Below are 23,972 nucleotides of genomic sequence, written 5' to 3'. Positions count from 1 at the left end.
TTAGCTTCTTTCAAGGCTTTGGTTGCCCAAACACCAGTATCTAAATAACTTGCCATTTGTCCATCGCCCAATAAATTCATTGGCACCATGGCAAACTGTAAACTTGCACCACCTTGTAAAAATAAAACGGAATAACCCGATGGCACATTTAATAATTCCTTTACCAACTTATCAGCTTCAGCAACAACTGCCTCAAATTCGGTTGTTCTGTGCGAAATTTCTAAAATTGATAATCCATCGTTAAAATCTAAAACAGCCTGAGCGGCTTGTTTAAACACTTCTTGAGGTAAAATACAAGGGCCTGCGCCAAAATTATGCTTCATGTTATTATATAATGTTTTATGGGCGTAAATGTAAAATTTTTAAAGCAGTTATGCCCACAAAATCGTCACCTAAAAAATTTAATTTTGTTAAAAAAAAGCCTAAAGTTGATTAATTTATTGCAGTTTTTACAATTAACCGAATTAATTCAAATATCCAATATTTAGGTCTTAAACAAAAGTTGTATCCGTATTAAATCTTGAAGATCCTATCACCTTTTTTAATTCTTCAACTTCACAATCAACTTTAGGTTAAACTGCCTACCTGTTAAATAATTTGGAACCGCGTATTGAACATTATCTACATCTTTTAGCCAAAGATATGAAACCGTATTGTTAATATTCAGCATATTAAAGACCTCGAAAAACAGAATTACAGCATTAAAATTTCTATCCAGGAATTTTGGTTTATGCATGGCTGCATCATCTAAAAAATCTTTCGAAAAACCGATATCCACCCGTTTGTAAGATGGAACATAAAACTTATCTGAATATCTTGGTGTTTGTGACGGACCGATTGGCAATCGTGAACCATAAAGTGCATTGAGGTGAACTTTATAGGTTGGGCTATTTAAGAGCCTATCCTGAAAAAATATGGAAAAGTTAAGGCGTTGATCTGTAGGCCGTTTTAGATAACCTGGATAAATCGTGATTCCCCTCTGAACATAACTATCCCCAAAAATGTCTTCATTCGCATGCATCACTGACATTCTGAAATAAGACACCAGATCTTTGACAAATTCACCGCCAATACTAAAATCAGCACCGAAAGCGTAACCACGCGACACCTCGTTAGCCAGGTATTTAATTCGGAGGTTATCAATTTTGTAAGGAATTAACCGGTCTGAATATTTAAAATAAAGCTCCGAAGTAAATTTTAATCGGGTTCCAAAGCCATCGAAAGCATAATCATAACCTATAGAAGTATTATAAGAACGCTGTGCCTTTTGATTTATATTTAATAGGCCTGAAAAATCACGGATGGTTCTGTACGAGGGTGGCTGATTATAAATACCTGCGGTAAATCTTAGTATTTTATTATTGGAGTTTGGGCGATAAGCAATTAACATCCTCGGACTAATTAGCAATTGTTTGCTTAAAGAACTGTAAGTGGCTCGTGCCCCCAGCTGTAATTCTGCTACACTTGAAAGCGAATAACTATCCTGAACATAAGCGCTAAAATTTTTAATATCAAGGTCGTTTTTAACATTGATCACATCCTGTAAAGTGATATTTTTTGAGTTATTGGGCAAAATATATCCTGCAGAATCAATATAGTTATATTCATTCAACTGATCGATGTACTTAGACTGGTCGAATTTCAATCCCAATGAAAAAACATGACTGTTAAAATTCTGGTCGATCTTAATTTCTGAAGAAAAAACCTGGGTATTTAAACTATTTCGTCCATAATTATAGTAACTGCCTATCCCCCTACTTTTGCTAATTTGTCCAAAATTTTCACCATAAAAATTTTTATCAATCTCTGCAAAGATATAGCTTCCGTTGATATCGAAGCGTTCCCTTTCAATGGTATTGAAATAGCTGTTAATAAATTTAATTATCAAATTTGGTTTAGGCGAATAAGCAATAGTAATAGCACTACCAAACGTCTGATAATCATCTATTTCCTGCCCGGTATAGTCAACATCTAATTTATATGTAGTGCTTAAAGTCCCAAACTGGGTTTCGCGATTGGTAGGTATCAATTTAAACTGACCAATGTTAAAATTGCTTAAAAAGCTGACGTTAACTTTAGGCGAAAAATCGTACTGGTAAAGCACTTGTGCATCGGCATAATTAGGACTGTAACTTCCTTTCTCATCCTGCTTAATTAAAACACTTGTATTATTTTTGTATCGCAAACCTGCAAGTAAAAAGCTGTTCTTAAATACCCTTTTTGTGCTTAACGAAGTGTTTAAAAAGCTGGTGCTCAATATCGTTTGATTACTATCTGGCTTATCATACCTGATATCTAAAACCGATGAAAGTTTATCGCCATATCTTGCTTCAAAGCCACCGGCAGAGAATTTTGCTTTACTCACCAGATCAGAATTAATAAAACTTAAACCCTCCTGTTGCCCATTGCGGATCAATACGGGTCGGCTAATTTCTATATCATTGATATAAATCAGATTTTCATCAAAATTACCTCCCCTAACACTATACTGGGCACTTAATTCGTTATTGGTAGATACCCCTGGCAAGGTTTTAAGCATGGTTTCGAAATTACCGGAAACCAATGGCATGGAGGCAACATCGCCAATGTTGATGGTAGTGGCATTACTTAACTGATTCTGTTTATTGGCGACATTGACCTGTTCCAATTCATTAATATTGGGAATTAAGCTTACCTGCCTGGTAATTCGAGCGCCTGAGCGTTCACTAAACTCAATGGTCTGTGGTTGGTATCCCAAAAGCGAATACTTGATACTGAAAGTTTTTGATTTTGAATAAATGGTATAAACCCCAAACTCATCTGTAACTGTAGATTGTGCCTGTCCGATAACAGTTACCGTAACCTGCGCCAACGGCAACTTTTCATCGCTATAAACTATTCCTGATACCCTAACCAAGGGTTGGGCTACAGCAAAACTGCAACTGGCAATTAAAAAAAATATAATTAGCCGAAATTTGAGCATTTTTAGTATCAAGATGAAAGTATCAAGTATCAAGATGAAGTATCAAGTATCAAGATAAAAGTATCAAGTATTAAGATAAAGTATCAGTATCGAGATAAAAGTATCAAGTAATGAGGTGAAGATCTTATGACAACGACACTATATACTAAGAAAATTATAAATCTATACTCCTTACAATTCAAAAACTTAACAATAAAAAAATTAAATACTTATACCATTAGTAAAGTGCTGCTTCATCTCGGTAATCGTTTCTGTTGGATTATCTGTGGCAAAAATTGCATTTCCAGCAACAAAAGCGTTAGCGCCTGCTGCCATTAGTGTAGCAATATTCTGTAAACCCACGCCACCGTCAACCTCTATAATTAAGTTTTCATTTACCCCCTGAATCATGACTTTTAAATCCTTTATTTTCTTGTAGGTATTATGAATGAACGCCTGCCCGCCAAATCCAGGGTTAACCGACATAATCAATGCAAATCTAAATCTTCTATCACATCCTGAAGCAAGGTAACCGGTGTATGCGGATTTAGGGCTACCCCCGCTTTACAGCCAGATGCCTTAATTAACTGGATCGTTCTGTGCAAGTGTGTACAGGCTTCATAATGCACCGTAATTCTATCTGCACCGGCTTTGGCAAAATCCTCAATGTATCTATCTGGATCTACAATCATTAAATGTACATCCAATGGTTTAATAGCATGTTTTTTTACAGCAGCCATCACCGGAAAACCAAAAGAGATGTTTGGAACGAAAACGCCATCCATCACGTCAACGTGGAACCAATCGGCTTCACTTTGATTAATCATTTCAATATCGCGCTGCAAGTTGCCAAAATCAGCAGAAAGTATGGATGGGGCTATAATGTTTTTCATTTAATCGTTTCTTAATTTTTTAATATTTTCCAATTCAATTATATCAATATGGTCTTTCGGTCGATTTGCAGCTTTCTTCGAATCAATTAATTGATTAATATGCAAAAAAGGGATTTCCAATTCATAAATTGTTGCTATAGATGCGTATTCTAAGCACTTATCAAAACCGAATTCCTCCAAACCTTTAACAGTAGTCATAATATCCATCCTTAAACTATTATCCAAATAAAAATCCGTCCAACCTGGAATAAACACTAAAGTTTCTAAATTTTTGAAGTCTCCTAATTCTGTCTGTTCTCAAGATTATCTTTAATCCAAATATCTATATCGTCTGTTGTTCTATGGAAGCCATGTAGATTTGTTGCAACTCCACCAATCATAATAAAGCTAACATTATTGTTCAGCAATGAACGCCACAATTTTAAAATCTCGTCATCAAAAACATCCATTTATTATTCGATTTTTTTATGAGTAATTTTAGCAGATTTTAGTATCATATTTAGCTTCATCAATCTTGCCATAGTGTGAAAACGTTCTGTATAATTACTTGATAAGCCCTTCTTAAGTAAGTCTTCTTCAGCCTTTTTATAATCAGCAACAGGCTCTTCTACGATGTTGATATTTTTTTTCATCTGTAATGCAAGTTACGAAATCATTGTTAAACAAAATAGCCATCAATAAAAACCCCTTCCAGTGAAACTGAAAGGGGTTTGATTATTGAGGTGCTGAAACAAATTCAGCATAACGAACGCCAATTATGCTTTTGGTGCAGCTGGTTTTTCTGGTCTTGGCAATAAAACTTTACGCGAAAGTTTCATTTTACCTTGTTTATCGATGTCTAACAATTTAACTTCGATTTTATCACCTTCTTTCAATACACCGTCCATGGTCTCTAAGCGCTCCCAAGAAATTTCGGAGATGTGTAATAAACCATCTTTACCTGGCATTACCTCAACAAAAGCGCCAAATGGCATGATTGATTTTACTTTACCCTGGTAAATTTCACCAATTTCTGGCTTGGCAACAATATTACGGATACGGGTAACTGCTGCATCGATTGCTGCTTTGTTATCAGCAAATACTTCTACGATCCCTTTACCTTCAACTTCTTCAATTGAGATCGTAGCTCCGGTTTCACGTTGCATTTCCTGAATAATTTTACCGCCAGGGCCAATAATTGCACCAATAAATTCTTTATCAATAGTTAAAGAAACAATGCGAGGTGCATGTGGTTTATAATCTTCATTAGGCTGGCTGATGGTTTTCTTCATCTCATTTAAGATATGTAAACGACCATCTTTAGCCTGTAATAAAGCTTTGGTTAATACTTCGTAAGATAAACCATTGATTTTTAAATCCATCTGGCAAGCAACAATACCATTTTCGGTACCGGTTACTTTAAAGTCCATATCACCTAAGTGATCTTCATCACCTAAAATGTCTGAAAGGATAGCATATTTACCCGTTTTCTCATCGGTAATCAACCCCATTGCAATACCAGAAACAGGAGATTTAATTTTAATACCAGCATCCATAAGCGCTAATGTACCCGCACAAACAGTTGCCATTGATGATGAACCATTAGATTCTAAAATATCAGAAACTACACGGATGGTGTAAGGATTTGCCTCCCCTTGTGGTAATACTTTTTTCAACGAACGCTGAGCCAGGTTACCGTGACCGATTTCACGACGGCCAGCACCTCTGTTTGGTCTAACCTCACCAGTAGAAAAACCAGGGAAATTGTAGTGTAATAAGAATTTCTGGTAGCCATTAAAGAAAGCACCATCAATCATTTGCTCATCATCTTTACCACCTAAAGTAACTGAAGTTAACGATTGGGTTTCGCCACGTGTAAATACAGCGGAACCGTGCGCAGCCGGTAAATAACCAACTTCACTCCAGATCGGACGGATTTCGGTAGTTTTACGTCCGTCTAAACGGATGCCTTCATCCAATAACAAGTTTCTGATCGCATCGTACTGAACATCATGATAATAATGTTTAGCCAATGCTTTAGTCAAATCAGCAGTATCTTCTGGCATAGCCTCAAAGAATTCATTGATGATTGCTGTAAACCCTTCTTTACGAACATCTTTATTACCACCAGCCTTAGCCACCGCGTAAACTTTATCGTAAGTATCGGCATAAACCTTAGCTTTTAAGTCTGCATCGTGATCTTCGTGACTGTATTCGCGTTTAACGGTTTTGCCTGTTGCTTCTGTTAATTCAACCTGAACAGCACATTGAACTTTAATGGCATCGTGTGCAAATTTTAAAGCTTCAACCATTTCATCTTCCTGGATCTCATCGCACTCACCTTCCACCATACAAATATCGTTAGCAGAACCTGCAACCATAAATTCAAGTGTAGCACGCTCCAAATCGCTGGCGAATGGATTGATGACCAATTTACCGTCAATTTTAGCTACACGTACTTCAGAAATAGGACCGTTGAAAGGAATATCAGAAACTGATAATGCAGCTGATGCGGCTAAACCTGCCAAACAATCTGGCATGATATTTTTATCAGCAGAGATTAAAGAAATCATCACCTGTGTATCAGCATGATAATCTGAAGGGAACTGTGGACGCAAAGCCCTGTCTACCAAACGGGAAATTAATACCTCGTAATCAGATAATCTGGCCTCACGACGTAAAAAACCACCTGGAATACGGCCGGTAGCCGCGTATTTTTCTTGATAATCAACTGATAAAGGTAAAAAATCAGTACCCGGTTTAGCACCAACAGTAGATACAACCGTTGCCAGCAACATCGTATTGCCCATTTTTACTACAACCGAACCATCAGCCTGTTTAGCCAGTTTACCTGTTTCAATTTCTACAATTCTGCCATCGCCCAAATCGAACGATTTTTTTATTACATTCATTTAATTAGAATTATGATGTGTTTTCCTCTTTCTACACACCGCTGTTTATATATGTTTTTGTTTTTGCAAACGAAGATAGGATTAAAAAAGCCTATCATAACAAATCCCGTTAAAAAAATTAACAGGAAATTAAAAAGCCACTCCCTTAAGAATGGCTTTTGCTGATAAAATTCGCTTATTTTTGTTTGATGATATCACGAAGCGATAAAGCTTTGATGATAGCACGGTAGCGCTCAATATCTTTTTTGTATAGGTAAGCCAAAATACCGCGGCGTTTACCTACCAATTTTTGAAGTGACAACTGGGTAGAGAAATCTTTACGATTTTTCTTTAAGTGTTCTGTTAAGTGCGCAATACGGTATGTAAATAACGCTACCTGACCTTCTGCAGAACCAGTATTGGTTTCTACTTCGCCGTGTTGTTTAAAGATTTCGGCTTTCTTCTCTGGACTTAAATACATTTCTTGAATAATATTAAAGCAATAAAAATTAATTAATTGTGGCGCAAAGATAAGGGTAATTTTATTTATTAGCAATAGTTTGTTACTAAAAACTTGATCAATAATTATCGTTAAAGATTTATAGATAGTCTAAATATTACCACGTCACCCTGAATTTATTTCAGGGGCTATTGTATAGTAAAATGCTGAACTAAGCATAACGACTGCATCTTGCAAGAATAAAATCAAATTACATAATAAATTACGCTTAAGTTAGACATCAGAAAAACTACACGTTTGGCTTACGAATTACAGGCCCTTTGCCTTAAGGAGATTTTAATGGTTTGCCGCCATTCATGGTAACAGAATATGACTGAGTTTAAGAACGCCAAAAAAACGCTCTTCAGCGGTATGGCTCAAATAAATAGCATCACGTTACTCAACAATTTTCTCGCGTGGAGTATTAATATCATATAACTTAAGCTTTCCCATTTCATCTTAAATATACAAAAAGCAACTAATACTTGACATTGCAAATATTAAATCCCTTAATTTGCACAAAAACATTTACCCTTGGAAAAGAATCGATACAGCATATTTGAAAGTGAATTACGCGTCCGTCCGGATGATATAGATATGTTTAACCATGTGCATAACAGTAAATACCTTGATTATGTATTGGCTGCCCGTTATGAACAAATGGAAAAGTTTTACGGTATGCCCTGGGAACATTTTACCAACCAAGGCTTAGGCTGGGTGGTAAGCCATGTTGATATCAATTTCAAACGACCGCTATTAATGAACGATTTAATGTTGATCAGGACAGGCATTTTAGTCATGAACGATAAGGGCTGCTCAGTGCAGTTTGAAATCATCAACAAAAAAACCGGAAAGATCGCATCAGACGGTGTTTTTGATTATGTGCTTATCAATTTACATACAGGTAGAGGCACAAAAGTTAGTGAAGAAATGATTAAAGCTTATAGTATATAGAAGATTATTATTACACCGATTTTAGGGATTATAGATCCGTGAGTTCCACATTTTCCTGGTAAAAGAAATCACAAAGTTTAATCAATCCTTAAAAATTGGTCATCAAAATTTGACATTTAGTTTTTTTCGCTATCTTTGGATTATCAAAAAGACCAGAACCATGATAGTATCTGCAATCCGTTTGAGGTTTTAAGCAACCGAGGATTCCCTCCCCACTTAATTTAGGTATGTACGCTTAATCGCGTATCATCGGTTTATCCATCATTTTTATTATAATTATATGTCACAGTCTACAAAGGCACAGGGCAAACTATCATCTTTTTTTGATATCCTGGTACAGTCTTTAAAAGGTCACGAGGTTGACCTCACATCCATAAGTATTAAACGGGCCATTATTTTATTGGCCATTCCAATGATGCTGGAAATGGCTATGGAATCAGTTTTCGCGTTAGTTGATTTATACTTTGTTGGCCACCTTGAAAATAGCAGTCATGCGATCCAAACCGTTGGTTTAACAGAATCAGTTTTAACCATTATATATTCATTAGCCATTGGTTTAAGTATGGCTGCAACTGCGGTTGTAGCTCGGAGAATTGGTGAGAAAAACCCAGAAGCGGCATCAAAAGCTGGCATGCAAACCATTGTAATAGCTGTTTTTATAAATATTATCATCAGCATCCTGGGCTTAATTTACGCCAGAGATATCCTGCTGCTCATGGGCGCTTCAATAGAAACAGCAGATCAAGGGGTTACATTCGTGCGCATTATGATGGGTGGAAGTATCATTATTGTCTTGCTATTTTTAATTAACGGAATTTTTCGTGGTGCAGGAAATGCAGCAATTGCCATGCGGAGTTTATGGATCGCCAACATTGCTAACATCATCCTTTGCCCTATTTTGATCAATGGTTTAGGACCAATACCAGCTTTCGGTTTAACCGGTGCTGCCATTGCCACTACCATTGGTAGAGGTTTAGGTGTTATCTATCAGGTATACAACCTGTTTAATGGTAAAAATGCTTTAAAAATACAGTTTAGCCATTTTATCCCCGATTGGGAACAGATTAAAGCCATTATAAAAATTGCTGCTCCAGCTATCTTTCAGTTTGTCATTGCCAGCTGTAGCTGGGTATTTTTAGCCGAACTGGTTGCTACCACAGGTGGCGATACGGGCTCGGCAGGTTATCAAACCGCACTACGTTTGATGATGTTTTTTATGTTACCAGCTTGGGGTTTAAGCAATGCAGCCGCTACCCTGGTTGGCCAGAATTTAGGAGCTGGCCATATAGATCGTGCTGAAAAATCGGTATTTCAGACCTTGAAGTACATTATCATTTTCATGGCAATTGTAAGTATGCTGTTCTTAACTTGTGGACACTTGTTCGCGGCTTTTTTTACCACGGACGAAAATGTGATCGATGTAGCTGGCCAAGCCTTGAAAATTTTAAGCATCGGTTTTGTGATTTATGGAGCCGCAATGGTATTCAGCAGTGCGTTCAATGGTGCCGGTGATACCTGGACACCGACCAAAATAAATGTATTTGCTTTTTGGCTCTTCCAGATTCCATTGGCATACTTTTTAGCCAAATATTTAGAAATGGGTCCAACAGGTGTTTTTATTGCCATCCCGACAGCCGAAGCAGGTATTGCAATAGCAGCATTTATCTTGTTTAAAAAAGGAAAGTGGAAGAGAACAAAGGTTTAATATCCTAATATAAAAAAATTCGTCATTGCTGAGGCACGAAGCCATCTTAATGCGCAACGCTAGTATAGCAACCGTTTTAAGATTGCCAGCCTGGCGCCGAAAGGCTTTGTCGGCTGAAAAAAGCCTTTTAAGCAATGACGAAACTTGCAGCCTAATTCAGTTACTAAAATCAACCTCTTATACATATTGGTTTGAAAAAATCAACCCTCAATTGGCCAGCACTCATTAAAAATATCCTGAAAAACAGGACTGCCTTAACTGATAAATCACTACTTCTGACCTTTACAACAGGATAAATTCAGCCTCTTCGGCATTCCATTTTACCCCTTACATTTTCCATTAAAAAACATATCTTTGCGCAAAGATGAAGCATATACGTAATTTTTGCATTATTGCACATATTGACCATGGTAAAAGTACTCTGGCTGATAGGTTATTAGAATATACAGCGACGATTTCGCAGCGGGAAGCGCAGGCGCAATTGCTCGATAATATGGATTTGGAGCGCGAGAGGGGCATTACCATAAAAAGTCATGCCATACAAATGAACTATAAAGTTGGCGGTGAGGAGTATGTTTTTAACTTAATTGACACCCCTGGACACGTAGATTTCTCATACGAGGTTTCGCGTTCAATTGCGGCCTGCGAGGGTGCTTTGTTAATCGTTGATGCCTCGCAAGGCATTCAGGCACAAACCATTTCAAATTTATACCTGGCTTTAGAGCATGATCTTGAGATTATCCCGATCCTGAATAAAATGGACTTACCAGGCGCCATGCCAGAAGAGGTAAAAGACCAGATTATTGATTTAATCGGTTGTGATCGCGATGATATTATTCCTGCTTCAGGTAAAACAGGAATGGGAATACCTGATATCTTACAAGCCATTGTGGATAGGGTTCCGGCTCCGGTTGGCGATACCGAAGCACCGTTACAAGCATTGATTTTTGACTCTGTGTTTAATTCGTTCAGAGGGATTATTGCTTATTTCAAGGTAGTAAACGGCGAAATTAAAAAGGGAGATAAAGTAAAGTTTATTAATACGGGCAAAGAATACCTAGCTGATGAGGTTGGTATTCTAAAGCTGGATATGGCTCCGCGTAATGTAGTTAAAACCGGTGATGTAGGTTATATTATTTCAGGAATTAAGGAAGCACGCGAAGTAAAAGTTGGTGATACCATTACAACGGTTGGCAGACCCGCAGATGGTGCTATCCAGGGTTTTGAAGAGGTAAAACCAATGGTATTTGCCGGTATTTACCCGGTTGATACAGAGGATTTTGAAGAATTGCGCGAAGCCATGCACAAACTACAGTTAAATGATGCCTCTATTGTTTTCGAACCGGAAAGTTCTGCTGCGTTAGGTTTTGGTTTCCGTTGTGGTTTCCTAGGCATGTTGCACATGGAGATTATCCAGGAGCGCTTAGAACGCGAATTTGACATGACGGTAATTACGACGGTACCCAACGTATCTTATGTTGCACATACCACCAAAGGCGTCGAAATTACGGTGAACAATCCATCCGATTTACCAGACCCAAGCAAGCTGGATTCTGTTGAAGAGCCTTTTATCAAAGCCAATATCATTACTAAAGCAGAATTTGTTGGTCCGGTAATGTCGCTTTGTATTCAAAAACGTGGTATTATTGTTAATCAATCCTACTTAACTTCTGACCGTGTTGAATTGGTTTTTGAAATGCCAATGGGCGAAATTGTATTCGACTTTTACGATAAGCTTAAAACCATTTCGAAAGGTTATGCCTCTTTCGATTATCACCAGGTGGGTTACCGTAAATCGGATTTGGTGCGTTTAGATATGTTGATCAATGAAGAGCCTGTTGATGCCTTGTCTTCATTAATTCACCGCAGTAACGCTTACGATTTCGGTAAGAAAATCTGCGAGAAATTAAAAGAACTGATCCCACGTCAGCAATTTGAAATTAAAATCCAGGCTTCGATCGGCGCAAAAGTTATTGCCCGCGAAACCTTGAGTGCTTTGCGTAAAGATGTAACCGCGAAATGTTATGGTGGTGATATTTCCCGCAAGCGTAAGTTGTTGGAAAAACAGAAAAAAGGTAAAAAACGCATGCGCCAGGTGGGTAACGTAGAAATTCCGCAATCTGCATTTATGGCGGTTTTGAAATTGGATTAGATATAGAATCAAGATACAAGTATCAGGTAGCAAAACAAATTGTTCAACTTGATACTTGATACTTACTACTCGATACTTTGGAAAATGAAATTATTAGACGGTAAATACGTATCAGAAAAAGTTAAAGTTCAAATTGCTGAAGAGGCAACTGATTTTTTGAATAAAACAGGCCGCAAACCACACCTTGTAGCCATTTTGGTTGGTAACGATGGTGGCAGCGAAACCTATGTGGCCAGTAAGATGAAAAACTGTGAAAAAGTTGGTTTTAAATCTTCACTACACCGTTACGATAATTCGGTTACCGAAGCTGAATTATTGGCGAAAATTGAAGAAATTAATCAGGATGCTGATGTAGATGGTTTAATTGTACAATTGCCTTTACCTAAGCATATTGATCCTGAGAAAGTAACCGAAAAGATCGACTATCGCAAGGATGTTGATGGTTTCCATCCCGTAAACCTTGGGAGGATGATGCGAAACCTACCTTGCTTCATCCCAGCTACACCATACGGCATCTTGTTAATGTTGCAGGAATACAATATCGATACTGCAGGAAAACACTGTGTGGTGGTGGGTCGCAGTAACATTGTAGGTAGCCCAATGAGTATTTTGATGGCCCGTAATGCCAATCCTGGTAACTGTACAGTAACACTTACACACTCACGCACCAAAGATTTGAAAGAGCAGGTTTTGCAGGCAGATATCGTAATTGCGGCGATTGGTAAGAAGAATTTCGTTACTGCCGATATGGTTAAACCTGGTGCCATTATTATTGATGTGGGCATTAACCGTGAAAACTCTACTGAAACCAAATCAGGTTTTAAGTTATATGGTGATGTTGATTTTGAAAATGTTGCACCTATATCATCCTACATTACTCCTGTACCTGGCGGTGTAGGTTTGATGACCATTGTTGGTTTATTGAAAAATACCTTGGCATCAGCGAGGAAAGAAATTTATTTATAATTGAGAGTTTAAAGACTAAAATAAAACATCAAAGTTGATGAATTTGGAAAAACGGCTTAACTATTTGAGCCGTTTTTTTTACGTATAAAATTTTTAATCCCTACGTAAAATCCCTATATTTGAGATAAAATTTAATCAGATGGATACTAAATTAACTTTAAGTTTCAATCAAGATGTTGTAGCGAGGGCAAAAAAATATGCTGCTGAAAATAACATCAGCTTGTCACGATTAATAGAACACCTCTTAACTCAGGTAACTGCTAAAGAATACAAGTCTTTAGAGGATTTTCCCATTTCAGACTGGGTGAGTATGGTTGCTGAAGGTGAAGTAGCGTATAAAAAAATACCAAAGGCAACCCGTAAAAATTCAAAAGACGAATTCTTCTCCTCTAAAAAATAATTGATGAAGATATTTTTGGACGCCAATGTTTTAGTATCGGTACTGAATAAAGAATACCCACTTTATACCTATTCATCGAGAATTTTAAGCTTGGCATCTCATCCAAAATTTGAAATCTATACTTCACCACTTTGTTTGGCCATTGCTTTTTACTTTGCCGAGAAGAAACATAAATCTCAATTGGCCAAGCAGAAAATCGATTTGCTTTGCCAATATATTAAAATTGCAGGAAATTCATCAAAAGGTGTTTTGGATACATTATCGAATAAGAAGATACACGACTTTGAAGATGGACTTGAGTATTACGCTGCGCAATCAGTTGATTGTAAATGTATCATCACTGAAGATGTGGAAGATTTTTATTTTTCTGAAATTGAAGTTTTAAACTGTCAGGAGTTTTTTAGAAGACATTTGCTTAATTAATATTAGTGATAGAACTTTTTACCAGACCTGTCAATCCTGAATGAAATGAAGGATCTTTTATACAGCTCATAGATTTCTCTCCCAAAAGTTCGGGACTGCGCCATAGTCGAAATGATGAATCAAGAGAAATGAATTTAACTACCCCAAAATTTACTCCACCAACTTTCTTCGAAACCAATGTATAGACCGTCTTCTCTCAATTCTGTAGGATAGATTCTAATGTAATCGCCCTGGCCTTCTGCTCCCCTCCCTGTTACTAAGCTGTATTCGTAACGGTGAATCGGGCAAACCAGGCGTCCGTTTTTGCACCAGCCACCGCTAAAATGTCCACCGGCATGCGGACAATGTGATTGTGTAGCCATAATTTTATCTTCATTATTAATCACACAAATCTGTTTGCCATTAACAGAAATGGTTCTGATGTCATCGATATGGGGAATTTGATTGTTATTTAATGCTTTAAACCACTTCATAGTACTAAAATACGGCAAATAAATATCAGTATTATTTCATCTTTCTATTAAATTTAGAAATAGGAACTGCTTCCCCACATTTTTTTAAGATATTTGCAAGCTCAAAAATGAAACAAGCAATACCAGAAGACGGCACATTACTTCCTTTAATGGAAGAATTTTACACCATACAGGGCGAGGGATTTAACACAGGTAAAGCGGCCTATTTTATCCGCTTGGGCGGTTGCGATGTAGGTTGCCACTGGTGTGATGTTAAAGAAAGCTGGGACGCAGAGATGCATCCGCTCACAACTTCGGATGTTATTGTAGAAAATGCCAGTCAATTTCCTGGTAAGGCAGTGGTAATCACAGGGGGCGAGCCTTTAATTTATAATCTCGATTACCTCACCAATAAACTTAAAGAACGAGGAATCCTAACGTTTATCGAAACATCAGGTGCCTACCCCCTTTCGGGTAACTGGGATTGGATTTGCCTATCGCCCAAAAAGTTTAAAGCACCAAGGCCTGATATTACCCCTTTCGCCAACGAGCTAAAGGTAATTGTTTTCAATAAAAGTGATTTTAAATGGGCCGAGGAATATGCTGCAATGGTATCTCCTAACTGCAAATTATATCTTCAGCCAGAGTGGTCTAAATCAAAAGAAATTACACCATTAATTATTGAGTATGTAATGGCCAACCCTAAATGGGAGATTTCCTTACAAACACACAAATTTTTAAATATTCCTTAATTTAGTTTACATTAGCTTTTATACCAAATGTTAATGTAATGAAATTTTGCTTAATCCTCTCTTTTAGCATACTAAGCTTTTATTGTTTTGCACAAAGTTCTACAAGTAAAAAAGCGCAGGTTTATTTTGAAAAAGCAGGTCCATTTATTGATAAATTTGATTACACTTCCGCTGAACAGGTATTAAAGAATGCGGTAGAAGCCGATCCGCTATTTCAGAACGCTTATATCTTACTTGCTGGCGTTTATAAAGCTCAAAAAAGATATCAGGAAGCCAAAACAGCTTACGAAAAGGCAATTTTAATTAATAAAACCGTTGCTCCCGAAGTAATTTATGACCTAGCAGAAACAACATTTGCTACGAAGGATTATTTAAAAGCAAAGCAGCATTTTATTAATTTTTTGGCATTGAATTCTTCATCTGAAAAAACGAGGAAAGCAAAAAAGTATCTTTTGGATTGCGATTTCGCCAACATCGCAATAACGAAGCCTGTAAAATATAACCCATTAAATTTAGGCGAAGGTGTTAACACACCCGATGCCGAATACTTCCCTGCGATCACTGCCGATGGAGAGACATTGGTTTTTACCCGCCAGGTAAATGGTAATGAAGACTTTTGGAGCGCACAGTTTAAAAACGGCACATGGGGTCTTGCCAAGCCGTTATCAAGCAAAATAAATACAACTAGTTATAATGAAGGTGCACAAACAATTTCTCCTGATGGTAAATATCTATTTTTTACCGGATGCAATCGACCAGAAGGTTTAGGCAGATGTGATATTTATGTTTCTCACCGCGAGGGGAAAGATTGGGGTGAACCCTATAATATTGGTAAGCCTGTTAATTCTGAGTTCTGGGAATCGCAACCGGCCATTAGTCCTGATGGGCGTACATTATATTTCATTAGCAACAGACCTGGTGGATATGGGGGTTACGATATATGGAAGAGTACCATAACGGAAGATGCAAAATGGGGCCCTGCCATTAATCTTGGACCTGAGATCAACACCGCTTTTGATGAAAATACTCCTTTTCTACATGCAGACGGCAAAACATTGTATTTTTCTTCAAATGGCTGGCCAGGTTTTGGGAATAAAGATATTTACTTTAGTAGACAGGGAAATGATGGCCAATGGCAAAAACCGATTAACATTGGTTATCCGATCAATTCTTTTGAAGATGAAAGCGGTTTAGTGGTAAGCGCCGATGGAAACTCCGGGTTCTTCTCATCAAATTTGAAAGGAGGTTATGGCATGCAGGACATTTACAGTTTTGGCATTCCGGAAACGGCAAAACCCTTAAAGGTTTCTTATGTAAAAGGAATTGTAAAAGATCGGGACACTAAAAAAACAATTGAAAGCAATGTGCAGGTAATAGATTTGAAAACCAATAAGACCTTTTTTGATGATTATACCGATCCCGAAACGGGTCAATTTTTGGCAGTGATGCCCATTGGGAGCAATTATCTGTTTAATGTTAATGCTGAAGGCTACCTATTTTACTCTGAAAACTTCGAACTTAAGAGTGTCGATATCAACAAACCTTACCAGATTGAAGTATACATCGAAAAAATAAAACAAGGCGGAAATGTAACCTTAAAAAATATTTTTTTCGACACCAATAAGTTTAATCTTTTACCTGCTTCTATTCGTGAACTGGACCTGCTGATCGATTTTTTGCATCAAAATGAAAATGTTCAAATTGAAATTCAGGGACATACCGATAATGTTGGTGATGATAAACTGAATGAAAAGTTATCTTATAATCGAGCCAACGCCGTTTACGACTATCTGGTCAAAAACAGTATTGATGCAAAAAGGCTTACTTTCAAGGGCTTTGGGGCTAATAAACCTATTGCTGATAATAAAACTGAAACAGGCAGAAAAAACAACAGAAGAACTTCTTTTGTGATTACTAAAATATAGTTTTTCTGTGATTCTATTTGATCTGAACTCAATACTCCTTGTTATAAAGTGGCTAAAATAATAAATATACGGTTGTTTCGGTCAAGCCCTTTTTCAATTTGTAGTTTTATCCTATATTAAAGGTAATCTTTCAATATAACTACCTAAAAACAAGCCTCTAACAAAATAATTTTTAAAAAACTCAAGCAATTTATACTTTTATCATATGGATAATGTAAAACCCCTGCCCGATTTATCAGCAGAAGAACAACGTGTTTTAGGCGCTTTAATAGAAAAAAAAGCCGCACCACGCCCGATTATTACCCAATGACTTTAAACAGTTTAACGGCTGCGTGTAACCAAAAAAGTTCAAGAAATCCGGTGGTAAATTATGATGAGGAAACGATAACTTTAACGCTAAACCAACTTAAAATAAAAGGGTTAATTTCCACCGTTACAGGAGGATCCAGTCGCGCAACTAAATACAAACATAATTTAGCCATTGTTTATCCATTAGTACCCTCTGAGTTGGCAATCATTTGCCTTTTGCTTTTACGCGGTCCATTAACACCTGGAGAAATTAATAGCAATTCGGGAAGGTTATATGAATTTGAAAGTATAGAAGAGGTTTTAGAACAACTTCAAAAACTTTCGGATGAAGAACCAGCCTTTGTAAAACAATTGGCTAAGAAAGCTGGTCAGAAGGAAGCCCGTTTTGTTCATCTTTTAGGCGAACAAGCTGAAACCGCAACAGATCCTGAAACATATACAGCACCTCAAACTGATACCACAGCATTGGAAAATCGCGTTGAAAAGCTAGAATTGGAAGTGGAAGAACTTAAAGAGCTGGTGAATTTATTGATGGACAAGTAGGTTAGCTAGTTCATTGGCATTGGTTCAGTGATTTTCCAGTGATAACTTTAATTAAAGTGCTCGTTAGTCTGCTCGTAGTCGGCGACCTTACGAATTAACTTTCTGTGTTTCCGTGGCAAAAATTAAGTCTTAGCGAGACGCTAAGACGAATACTAAGTGAAAAATAATTTAAGCAGATAATCCTTCAAAAAATCGTCATTCCCAACTTGATTGGGAATCTTAAAGCGCTCGTATTAAGATTCGCGAATGCGCGAGAATGACGACCGTTCTATTGGAGTCTGTCGATGGTAGCGTTGTATTAGACTTTGCGAATTAACTTTCCGTGTTTCTGTGTTTCCGTGGCGAAAATTGGTCTTAGCGAGACGCTAAGACCAATACTAAGCTTCGTACTTTTTAAAAATAGTACTCGCCGTGTGACCACCGAAACCAAAAGTATTGTTTAATACATAATTGATTTCCTTCTTAATTGGCTCGCCCAAAACAATATTTAATCCCTTTGGAATATTTTCGTCTAAATTTTTGGTGTTAATCGTAGGCGGAATGATATTATGCCTGATCGAAAGAATACTGATTACACTTTCAATTGCACCTGCTGCACCCAACAAATGGCCGGTCATCGATTTAGTGGCGCCAATGATTACAGGTAAACCATTAAAAACAGTATTAATTCCCTGCAATTCACTTAAATCGCCCAATCCGGTTGAGGTAGCGTGTGCATTAATATAATCAATTTTATCCGCAGTTATGCCAGCGTCTTTTAATGCTTTTTTCATCCCTAAAGCAGCACCAATGCCATCAGGAGGCGTTCCGGTAAGGTGATAGGCATCTGCAGCCATTCCCCCACCAACAATTTCGGCATAAATATCTGCGCCACGCGCTAAAGCATATTCCAGCTCTTCCAAAACCAAGGCACCAGCACCTTCACTCATCACGAAACCATCTCTATCTTTATCAAAAGGTTTAGATGCACCTTGAGGATCGTCGTTATTTTTCGATAAAGCTTGTGCAGCGTTAAATCCACCTACAGATGATTTGGTCAATGCTGCTTCCGAACCACCGGCAATCATCACGTTTGCTTTTCCTAAACGGATCGTATCAAAAGCGTTCACAATTGCGGTATTAGATGATGCACAGGCCGAAACTGTACAATAATTTGGTCCGCGCAATTTATGACGAATAGAAATAGCCCCAGCAGCAATATCAACAATCATTTTTGGAATAAAATAAGGGTTAAACCTTGGCGTGCCATCTCCTGCATGAAATTCTTCCAATTGTGCCTCAAAAGTACCGATACCCCCATTTCCAGTTGCCCAGATTACGCCAACTTCAGCCAATTCTCCATCATTCATGGCACTGAAATCCAATCTGGCATCTTCTATAGCCTGATCGCTCGAAGCAATAGCATACTGCGTAAAAAGGTCGTATTTTTTAATCTCCTTTTTCTCCAGGTATTCTTCAGGATTAAAATCCTTTACTTCACCTGCAAACTGCGTTTTAAATTTACCCGAATCAAATTTTGTAATGGGACCAATTCCACTTTTTCCGGCTAAAATTTGTTGCCAAAATTGCTCAACGGTATTGCCAAGCGGGGTTATCGCACCTAAACCGGTTACTACTACTCTTTTCATTTTAATATTTTTTAGTCAATTCCCTTGGATAAAATGAACTGTTATTTATCCAAAGGGTATTTTAATATAACTGGAATAGATCAACACGGCCAATTGTCTTGTTACAGTTGATGTAAACCCAGGATTTACTTAATGCCGCGAAAGTAACAATTCCCATATTGAAAACCGTCATCTAAATGGAAACAACTTTTTTTTCCTTTCCAGCTCATATTATTTTAGTGCTCAACGGTATCTATCCAAGCCTTTCTATTGGCATTCATTACATTTAAAGCATCAACTGGCGACTGTCTGAACAATTCATAAATCTTTGCGGTATCGCCTACCCTGATTTCAAACTCATCATTGGCTAAAGCAGCGATGAATTCATCGGCAACAACCGAAGGTTTAATCCCATTATGGCCACCGATCTCTTTTGAAAACTCGGTATCGACCAACGGTGGCATCAATTCGAAAACTTTAACAGTTGTTTCTTCTAAACTTAATCTTAACGAAGTGCTGTATGAATGTAACGCTGCTTTACTGGCTGCATAAGTTGGCAAGGTAATCCCTGGCACATAAGCTACTACAGATGAAACATTTACAATCGCTGATGCTGCCTGTTGTTTTAATACAGGCAATAATTTTTGATTGATCCTGATGATAGAAAGGTAATTGGTCAATATTTCATCTGCTGCATTTTCAAATGCATCCTGATTCGGATCGGCTAAATTATAAAGCAATGCTCTTCCGGCGTTGTTGATCAACAAGTTTAACTGAGGAAATTCAGATTTGATTTTCTCGACCAAAAGATCTACATCATCTCCCTTGCTCACGTCAGACAGAACAGTAGTTAAATTAGGTAATGATGCAGCTGCTGCATCTAGTCTGCCTTGATTTCTACCCGTAATAATTACATGGTTATCTAAAGCGGTTAATTGTTTTGCGATCTCTAAACCGATACCAGCAGTTCCGCCGATCAATAAAACGGTATTTTTCGAAGTTTTCATTTTTATATTTTTTTTTAAAATTTTTAAGATTAAGAAATGCCTTCTAAGTATAATAAATACCAATCGGTATATTTTGGTTCAAAAATTTTTAGCTGAGGCTATTGACGTATTTTTTTAAAGAATCCATAATTAAATTCCAATATGCTGGTTTTGCAGTCAATCTTGAAATCATGATTCCACCTTCTATGATGGCAATAACAGTCAGTGCAATTTGCTCCGGATGATAATTTGCATTGATTTCTTTGGCAGCGATACCGGTTTCAATCAGTTCTACAATACGGTTCTTCCAACCGAGCACAGCTTTTGCTGCTCGTGCTTTCAAAGCCGGGTGGGTATCATCAGCATCAATGGCAGTATTTAAAATCGGACAACCACCTTCTGTTACTGTACCGGTAAGAAGATTTTGATAGATATCAATGTAAACCAATAATTTACCCTTTACATATTTTTGTCTGTTTATTTCGGCCTCTATCCTCGACACCACATTTTTTAGATTGTAATCGAAAGCAGCCAATGCTACTTCATCCTTATTGGCAAAGTTGCCATAAATGCTGCCTTTTGTTAAACCAGTAGCTGCAGTAATATCATTTAAAGAAGTACCAGCATAACCCTTCATATTAAAAATAGGTGCTGTTTTCTCTACAATAAAATTTCTCGTTTTTTCTGCCTTGGTCATGTTTCTTTAAATCGACGATGCAAATATATACCAATCGGTATATTAAATTCAATTATTTTTATCATCGTAATCTCCTTTTAACTTAAGTAGTGCCTCCCTTTTATCACATTAATTCATTTTAGGTTTGAATTTTGTAACTTTGATTGATGAACAAACCAGAGACGATAGAAGATTTTTATCAGAACAAATTCAGGTTCCTACCTGATAACCTCCAGAATGGGGTAGGTCATTTTAACGTTTTCAAACTGGAAGATTGTTTAAGGGATGATCACAAGCCGATGAGTTATAACCGCAGGGATTATTACAAAATCTGCCTTACACGTGGCCATAATGTTTACCACTATGCAGATAGGAGTATCGAAATTAATGGTACAGCTTTAATCTTTTTCAATCCGCTTGTACCTTATACCTGGGAACTGGGCAGTGGCAAACAAAGTGAGGTAACAGGTTACTTTTGCATCTTTACAGAGGCTTTTTTCACCGAAAAGATCCGTGGAAATATTGGTGATTTGCCAATGTTTACCCATGGAGGAAAACCCGCATATATTTTGAATGAACAGCAGGACAGGCACATCGAAGCTATTTTTTCTAAGATGTTTGAAGAAATTAATTCTGATTATATTTATAAATATGATCTGCTTCGAAATTATATTACAGAAATTACCCATTTTGCTTTAAAAACAGAACCTTCTGAAAATCTATTTAAACATACGGATGCCAATGCCAGGATTACTTCTGTTTTTACCGAGCTGTTAGAGCGACAGTTTCCCATCGAAACCACTACTCAAAGGTTTACCATGCGTTCGGCGAAAGATTATGCTTCACAGCTTTCGGTACACGTAAACCATTTAAACCGTGCGATAAAAGAAACGACTGGCAAAACCACTACTCACTATATTACAGAACGTTTGTTGAGAGAAGCTAAAGCTTTACTGAAACATACCGATTGGAATATTTCAGAAATAGGTTATTGCCTGGGATTTGAAGAGCCTACCCATTTCAACAATTTTTTTAAAAAATTAACCAACCACACTCCTACTTCTTACCGGATTGTTTGAATTTCGTAACAATCAGTTTGATTAACGTAATAGCGTAAATTCATTTGCGCCGTAATTTTGTCTTAACAAAAAAAGGATAAAACTATGGGCATGAAAAAAGTTTGGTTTATTACTGGAGCTTCAAAAGGCTTAGGATTAAGTTTAGTTCATCAGTTATTAAAGGCTGGCCAATCTGTGGTGGCTACCTCAAGAAGTATTGATGAACTTAAAAAAGCAGTAAATGATGAAACGGGAAAATTTCTTCCTCTGGCCGTTAATCTTGCTGACGAAAAAAGTGTAGAGGATGCAATACAAGCAACTATTGCAAAATTCGAAAGAATAGATGTTGTAATTAATAATGCAGGTTATGGCATTGGAGGTAGCATTGAAGAATTGACTGATGCGGAAACGCGCAACAGTTTTGATGTAAATGTTTTTGGAACAATAAACGTCATCAGAAAAGCTTCACCTCATTTAAGGGCGCAACGAGCTGGTCACATCATCAATATCGCATCGATTGCGGGCATCGCTGGTGCAACTGGCTGGGCGATATATTCGGCAGCGAAATCGGCAGTAATTGCATTGTCAGAGGTCTCGGCCGAAGACCTTAAAGAATTCGGCGTAAAGGTGACCGTTGTAGCGCCAGGTGCATTCAGAACCAGTTTCTTAACTGCGAATTCATTGATTTTGGCAGCTAATCCTATTGCCGAATATGAAGAAGTGCGGTTAACACACAGCAAATACCTAAAAATGGATGGTCAACAGATTGGTGATCCAGAGAAGGCCGCAGCAGCTATGATCTCATTGGCAAGTATGCCTAATCCACCGGTTCATTTACTTTTAGGGAACGATGCTTTTCAGCGGGCAAACAACAAGTTAGCATCATTGCAGAAAGAATTTAATGATTGGAAAGCCATCACCATTTCAACAGATTTCGACAAAAATTAATTTCAAAAAACAAAATTTATCATGGAAAATCAAAAAGTATGGTTTGTAACAGGCGCTTCAAAAGGCCTGGGACTAATCTTAGTAAAAACATTATTAAACAGTGGCGTTAACGTTGCCGCAACTTCAAGAAATTTAGAAGATTTAATGAAAGCCGTAGGCGAACACGAAAATTTCTTGCCTTTGGCAGTTGATCTGATCGACGAAAGTAGTGTAGAAAATGCGGTTAGCCAAACCATCAGCAAATTTGGCCAGCTGGATGTTGTCGTAAACAATGCGGGCTATGGCATGCTTGGCGCATTAGAAGAGTTAAGCGACAAAGAATCGCGCCAAAACTTTGATGTGAATGTTTTTGGTTCTTTAAATGTAATCAGAAAGGTGTTGCCGCAGTTGCGAAAACAACAATCAGGTCATATTTTCAATATCTCTTCAATCGGTGGCTTTTCAGGTAATTTCCCCGGCTTTGGGATTTATTGCGCCACCAAATTTGCGGTAGTCGGCTTTACCGAATCGCTGGCTGCAGAAGTAAAATCAATGGGCATAAAAGCAACTGTTGTAGAACCGGGTTATTTTAGAACCGAGTTCCTTACATCAGGCTCATTAGCAGTGCCAAGTTCTCCTATCAATGCCTATAAAGAAGTGCGCGAAACACAAGTTGCACACCAAAACGACATCAACAACCAACAGCCAGGTGATCCGGCCAAGGCGGTTGAAGTAATTATTGCGGCTTCCAAAAGTGAAAACCCACCGCTTCATTTGTTCTTAGGTCCTGATGCTTACCAGATAGCCGATGGAAAAATTGCAGATGTACAAAGGGATATGTCGAATTGGAAATATTTAGCTACTGCTACCAATTTTGATGAAGTGATTATTTAATTTATGAAATCCGTCATTGCTCTTTCGACCGACAATGCAA

Annotated in this window: 23 protein-coding genes and 1 pseudogene; 12 read left to right on the top strand and 12 right to left on the bottom strand. The window is 37.6% G+C overall.

The annotated features are described in order from the left end of the window. The 8 genes and pseudogenes from PGN18_RS21370 to rpsO all read right to left on the bottom strand — a co-directional run. Positions 1-323: aminotransferase class V-fold PLP-dependent enzyme (locus tag PGN18_RS21370; protein ID WP_335321608.1), on the bottom strand; the 323-nt coding region annotated here is incomplete at its 3' end. 218 nt (positions 324-541) lie between these two features. Continuing rightward, the gene (locus PGN18_RS21365; protein WP_335321607.1) at positions 542-2,962 is read right to left on the bottom strand and encodes a TonB-dependent receptor; all 2,421 of its coding nucleotides are present in this window, start codon (positions 2,960-2,962) and stop codon (positions 542-544) included. 201 nt (positions 2,963-3,163) lie between these two features. Beyond that, positions 3,164-3,834, bottom strand: a pseudogene (gene rpe / locus PGN18_RS21360) (ribulose-phosphate 3-epimerase). Beyond that, positions 3,835-4,032: a hypothetical protein gene (locus tag PGN18_RS21355; protein WP_222431146.1), complete on the bottom strand. Its 198-nt coding sequence runs from the start codon at positions 4,030-4,032 to the stop codon at positions 3,835-3,837. 83 nt (positions 4,033-4,115) lie between these two features. After that, positions 4,116-4,283, bottom strand: coding sequence for a hypothetical protein (locus tag PGN18_RS21350; RefSeq protein ID WP_335321606.1), 168 nt, complete (start codon positions 4,281-4,283; stop codon positions 4,116-4,118). Positions 4,284-4,286: 3 nt separating this feature from the next. Beyond that, a complete protein-coding gene (locus PGN18_RS21345) occupies positions 4,287-4,466 on the bottom strand; it encodes a hypothetical protein (protein ID WP_335321605.1) in 180 nt (59 codons plus the stop codon). A 123-nt stretch (positions 4,467-4,589) separates the two neighbouring features. After that, positions 4,590-6,725: a polyribonucleotide nucleotidyltransferase gene (gene pnp / locus PGN18_RS21340; RefSeq protein WP_335321604.1), complete on the bottom strand. Its 2,136-nt coding sequence runs from the start codon at positions 6,723-6,725 to the stop codon at positions 4,590-4,592. A gap of 175 nt (positions 6,726-6,900) precedes the next feature. Next, positions 6,901-7,185: a 30S ribosomal protein S15 gene (gene rpsO / locus PGN18_RS21335; RefSeq protein ID WP_025146265.1), complete on the bottom strand. Its 285-nt coding sequence runs from the start codon at positions 7,183-7,185 to the stop codon at positions 6,901-6,903. A gap of 552 nt (positions 7,186-7,737) precedes the next feature. Between rpsO and PGN18_RS21330 the strand changes: the two genes are divergently transcribed. From PGN18_RS21330 to PGN18_RS21305, 6 genes are all read left to right on the top strand, one after another. Beyond that, positions 7,738-8,157: an acyl-CoA thioesterase gene (locus PGN18_RS21330; RefSeq protein ID WP_335321603.1), complete on the top strand. Its 420-nt coding sequence runs from the start codon at positions 7,738-7,740 to the stop codon at positions 8,155-8,157. 280 nt (positions 8,158-8,437) lie between these two features. Continuing rightward, the gene (locus PGN18_RS21325) at positions 8,438-9,862 is read left to right on the top strand and encodes an MATE family efflux transporter (RefSeq protein WP_335321602.1); all 1,425 of its coding nucleotides are present in this window, start codon (positions 8,438-8,440) and stop codon (positions 9,860-9,862) included. A gap of 364 nt (positions 9,863-10,226) precedes the next feature. Then, positions 10,227-12,014, top strand: a complete 1,788-nt coding sequence (gene lepA, locus PGN18_RS21320; protein WP_335321601.1) for a translation elongation factor 4 — start codon at positions 10,227-10,229, stop codon at positions 12,012-12,014. Positions 12,015-12,098: 84 nt separating this feature from the next. Then, positions 12,099-12,980, top strand: a complete 882-nt coding sequence (locus tag PGN18_RS21315; protein WP_335321600.1) for a bifunctional 5,10-methylenetetrahydrofolate dehydrogenase/5,10-methenyltetrahydrofolate cyclohydrolase — start codon at positions 12,099-12,101, stop codon at positions 12,978-12,980. 139 nt (positions 12,981-13,119) lie between these two features. Then, the gene (locus PGN18_RS21310) at positions 13,120-13,380 is read left to right on the top strand and encodes a DUF6364 family protein (RefSeq protein ID WP_335321599.1); all 261 of its coding nucleotides are present in this window, start codon (positions 13,120-13,122) and stop codon (positions 13,378-13,380) included. Between the two features lie 3 nt (positions 13,381-13,383). Then, on the top strand, positions 13,384-13,803 hold the full coding sequence (locus PGN18_RS21305) for a PIN domain-containing protein (protein ID WP_335321598.1): 420 nt from the start codon (positions 13,384-13,386) through the stop codon (positions 13,801-13,803). Positions 13,804-13,937: 134 nt separating this feature from the next. On the opposite strand, the gene PGN18_RS21300 is transcribed toward PGN18_RS21305, so the two are convergent. Continuing rightward, a complete protein-coding gene (locus PGN18_RS21300; RefSeq protein WP_335321597.1) occupies positions 13,938-14,276 on the bottom strand; it encodes a Rieske (2Fe-2S) protein in 339 nt (112 codons plus the stop codon). A gap of 107 nt (positions 14,277-14,383) precedes the next feature. Here PGN18_RS21300 and PGN18_RS21295 point away from each other — a divergent pair, with 107 nt between their 5' ends. The 3 genes from PGN18_RS21295 to PGN18_RS21285 all read left to right on the top strand — a co-directional run bounded on the left by PGN18_RS21295 (position 14,384) and on the right by PGN18_RS21285 (position 17,784). Continuing rightward, positions 14,384-15,007, top strand: coding sequence for a 7-carboxy-7-deazaguanine synthase QueE (locus PGN18_RS21295; protein ID WP_335321596.1), 624 nt, complete (start codon positions 14,384-14,386; stop codon positions 15,005-15,007). Positions 15,008-15,045: 38 nt separating this feature from the next. Continuing rightward, positions 15,046-16,932, top strand: a complete 1,887-nt coding sequence (locus tag PGN18_RS21290; protein ID WP_335321595.1) for an OmpA family protein — start codon at positions 15,046-15,048, stop codon at positions 16,930-16,932. A 306-nt stretch (positions 16,933-17,238) separates the two neighbouring features. Continuing rightward, complete coding sequence (locus PGN18_RS21285; RefSeq protein ID WP_335321594.1) at positions 17,239-17,784, top strand: YceH family protein; 546 nt, start codon at positions 17,239-17,241, stop codon at positions 17,782-17,784. Positions 17,785-18,161: 377 nt separating this feature from the next. Here the strand turns inward: PGN18_RS21285 and fabF are convergent, their stop codons facing one another. The 3 genes from fabF to PGN18_RS21270 form a co-directional block, all read right to left on the bottom strand. Continuing rightward, positions 18,162-19,412 (bottom strand): beta-ketoacyl-ACP synthase II, encoded by a 1,251-nt coding sequence (gene fabF / locus PGN18_RS21280; protein WP_335321593.1) that lies wholly within the window; start codon positions 19,410-19,412, stop codon positions 18,162-18,164. A 215-nt stretch (positions 19,413-19,627) separates the two neighbouring features. Continuing rightward, positions 19,628-20,398, bottom strand: a complete 771-nt coding sequence (locus tag PGN18_RS21275) for an SDR family oxidoreductase (RefSeq protein WP_335321592.1) — start codon at positions 20,396-20,398, stop codon at positions 19,628-19,630. An 88-nt stretch (positions 20,399-20,486) separates the two neighbouring features. Further along, complete coding sequence (locus PGN18_RS21270) at positions 20,487-21,074, bottom strand: TetR/AcrR family transcriptional regulator (RefSeq protein WP_335321591.1); 588 nt, start codon at positions 21,072-21,074, stop codon at positions 20,487-20,489. 146 nt (positions 21,075-21,220) lie between these two features. Between PGN18_RS21270 and PGN18_RS21265 the strand changes: the two genes are divergently transcribed. The 3 genes from PGN18_RS21265 (at position 21,221) to PGN18_RS21255 (ending at position 23,932) form a co-directional block, all read left to right on the top strand. Next, positions 21,221-22,132, top strand: coding sequence for a helix-turn-helix domain-containing protein (locus PGN18_RS21265; RefSeq protein WP_335321590.1), 912 nt, complete (start codon positions 21,221-21,223; stop codon positions 22,130-22,132). 90 nt (positions 22,133-22,222) lie between these two features. Then, positions 22,223-23,059, top strand: a complete 837-nt coding sequence (locus tag PGN18_RS21260) for an SDR family NAD(P)-dependent oxidoreductase (RefSeq protein ID WP_335321589.1) — start codon at positions 22,223-22,225, stop codon at positions 23,057-23,059. Positions 23,060-23,080: 21 nt separating this feature from the next. Next, a complete protein-coding gene (locus PGN18_RS21255) occupies positions 23,081-23,932 on the top strand; it encodes an SDR family oxidoreductase (protein ID WP_335321588.1) in 852 nt (283 codons plus the stop codon). The last annotated feature ends 40 nt before the right edge of the window (positions 23,933-23,972 follow it).

The sequence above is a fragment of the Pedobacter terrae genome (assembly GCF_036946585.1).
GTDB lineage: Bacteria > Bacteroidota > Bacteroidia > Sphingobacteriales > Sphingobacteriaceae > Pedobacter > Pedobacter terrae_C.
This window is presented reverse-complemented; position numbering and strand designations above follow the sequence as displayed.

Bases quoted from the DNA above. Each gene is read 5' to 3' on its own strand.
- PGN18_RS21365 (WP_335321607.1), bottom strand. From the start codon at position 2,962: ATGCTCAAATTTCGGCTAATTATATTTTTTTTAATTGCCAGTTGCAGT.
- PGN18_RS21355 (WP_222431146.1), bottom strand. From the start codon at position 4,032: ATGACTACTGTTAAAGGTTTGGAGGAATTCGGTTTTGATAAGTGCTTA.
- PGN18_RS21350 (WP_335321606.1), bottom strand. From the start codon at position 4,283: ATGGATGTTTTTGATGACGAGATTTTAAAATTGTGGCGTTCATTGCTG.
- PGN18_RS21345 (WP_335321605.1), bottom strand. From the start codon at position 4,466: ATGAAAAAAAATATCAACATCGTAGAAGAGCCTGTTGCTGATTATAAA.
- pnp (WP_335321604.1), bottom strand. From the start codon at position 6,725: ATGAATGTAATAAAAAAATCGTTCGATTTGGGCGATGGCAGAATTGTA.
- rpsO (WP_025146265.1), bottom strand. From the start codon at position 7,185: ATGTATTTAAGTCCAGAGAAGAAAGCCGAAATCTTTAAACAACACGGC.
- PGN18_RS21325 (WP_335321602.1), top strand. From the start codon at position 8,438: ATGTCACAGTCTACAAAGGCACAGGGCAAACTATCATCTTTTTTTGAT.
- lepA (WP_335321601.1), top strand. From the start codon at position 10,227: ATGAAGCATATACGTAATTTTTGCATTATTGCACATATTGACCATGGT.
- PGN18_RS21315 (WP_335321600.1), top strand. From the start codon at position 12,099: ATGAAATTATTAGACGGTAAATACGTATCAGAAAAAGTTAAAGTTCAA.
- PGN18_RS21310 (WP_335321599.1), top strand. From the start codon at position 13,120: ATGGATACTAAATTAACTTTAAGTTTCAATCAAGATGTTGTAGCGAGG.
- PGN18_RS21305 (WP_335321598.1), top strand. From the start codon at position 13,384: ATGAAGATATTTTTGGACGCCAATGTTTTAGTATCGGTACTGAATAAA.
- PGN18_RS21300 (WP_335321597.1), bottom strand. From the start codon at position 14,276: ATGAAGTGGTTTAAAGCATTAAATAACAATCAAATTCCCCATATCGAT.
- PGN18_RS21295 (WP_335321596.1), top strand. From the start codon at position 14,384: ATGAAACAAGCAATACCAGAAGACGGCACATTACTTCCTTTAATGGAA.
- PGN18_RS21290 (WP_335321595.1), top strand. From the start codon at position 15,046: ATGAAATTTTGCTTAATCCTCTCTTTTAGCATACTAAGCTTTTATTGT.
- PGN18_RS21285 (WP_335321594.1), top strand. From the start codon at position 17,239: ATGACTTTAAACAGTTTAACGGCTGCGTGTAACCAAAAAAGTTCAAGA.
- fabF (WP_335321593.1), bottom strand. From the start codon at position 19,412: ATGAAAAGAGTAGTAGTAACCGGTTTAGGTGCGATAACCCCGCTTGGC.
- PGN18_RS21275 (WP_335321592.1), bottom strand. From the start codon at position 20,398: ATGAAAACTTCGAAAAATACCGTTTTATTGATCGGCGGAACTGCTGGT.
- PGN18_RS21270 (WP_335321591.1), bottom strand. From the start codon at position 21,074: ATGACCAAGGCAGAAAAAACGAGAAATTTTATTGTAGAGAAAACAGCA.
- PGN18_RS21265 (WP_335321590.1), top strand. From the start codon at position 21,221: ATGAACAAACCAGAGACGATAGAAGATTTTTATCAGAACAAATTCAGG.
- PGN18_RS21260 (WP_335321589.1), top strand. From the start codon at position 22,223: ATGAAAAAAGTTTGGTTTATTACTGGAGCTTCAAAAGGCTTAGGATTA.
- PGN18_RS21255 (WP_335321588.1), top strand. From the start codon at position 23,081: ATGGAAAATCAAAAAGTATGGTTTGTAACAGGCGCTTCAAAAGGCCTG.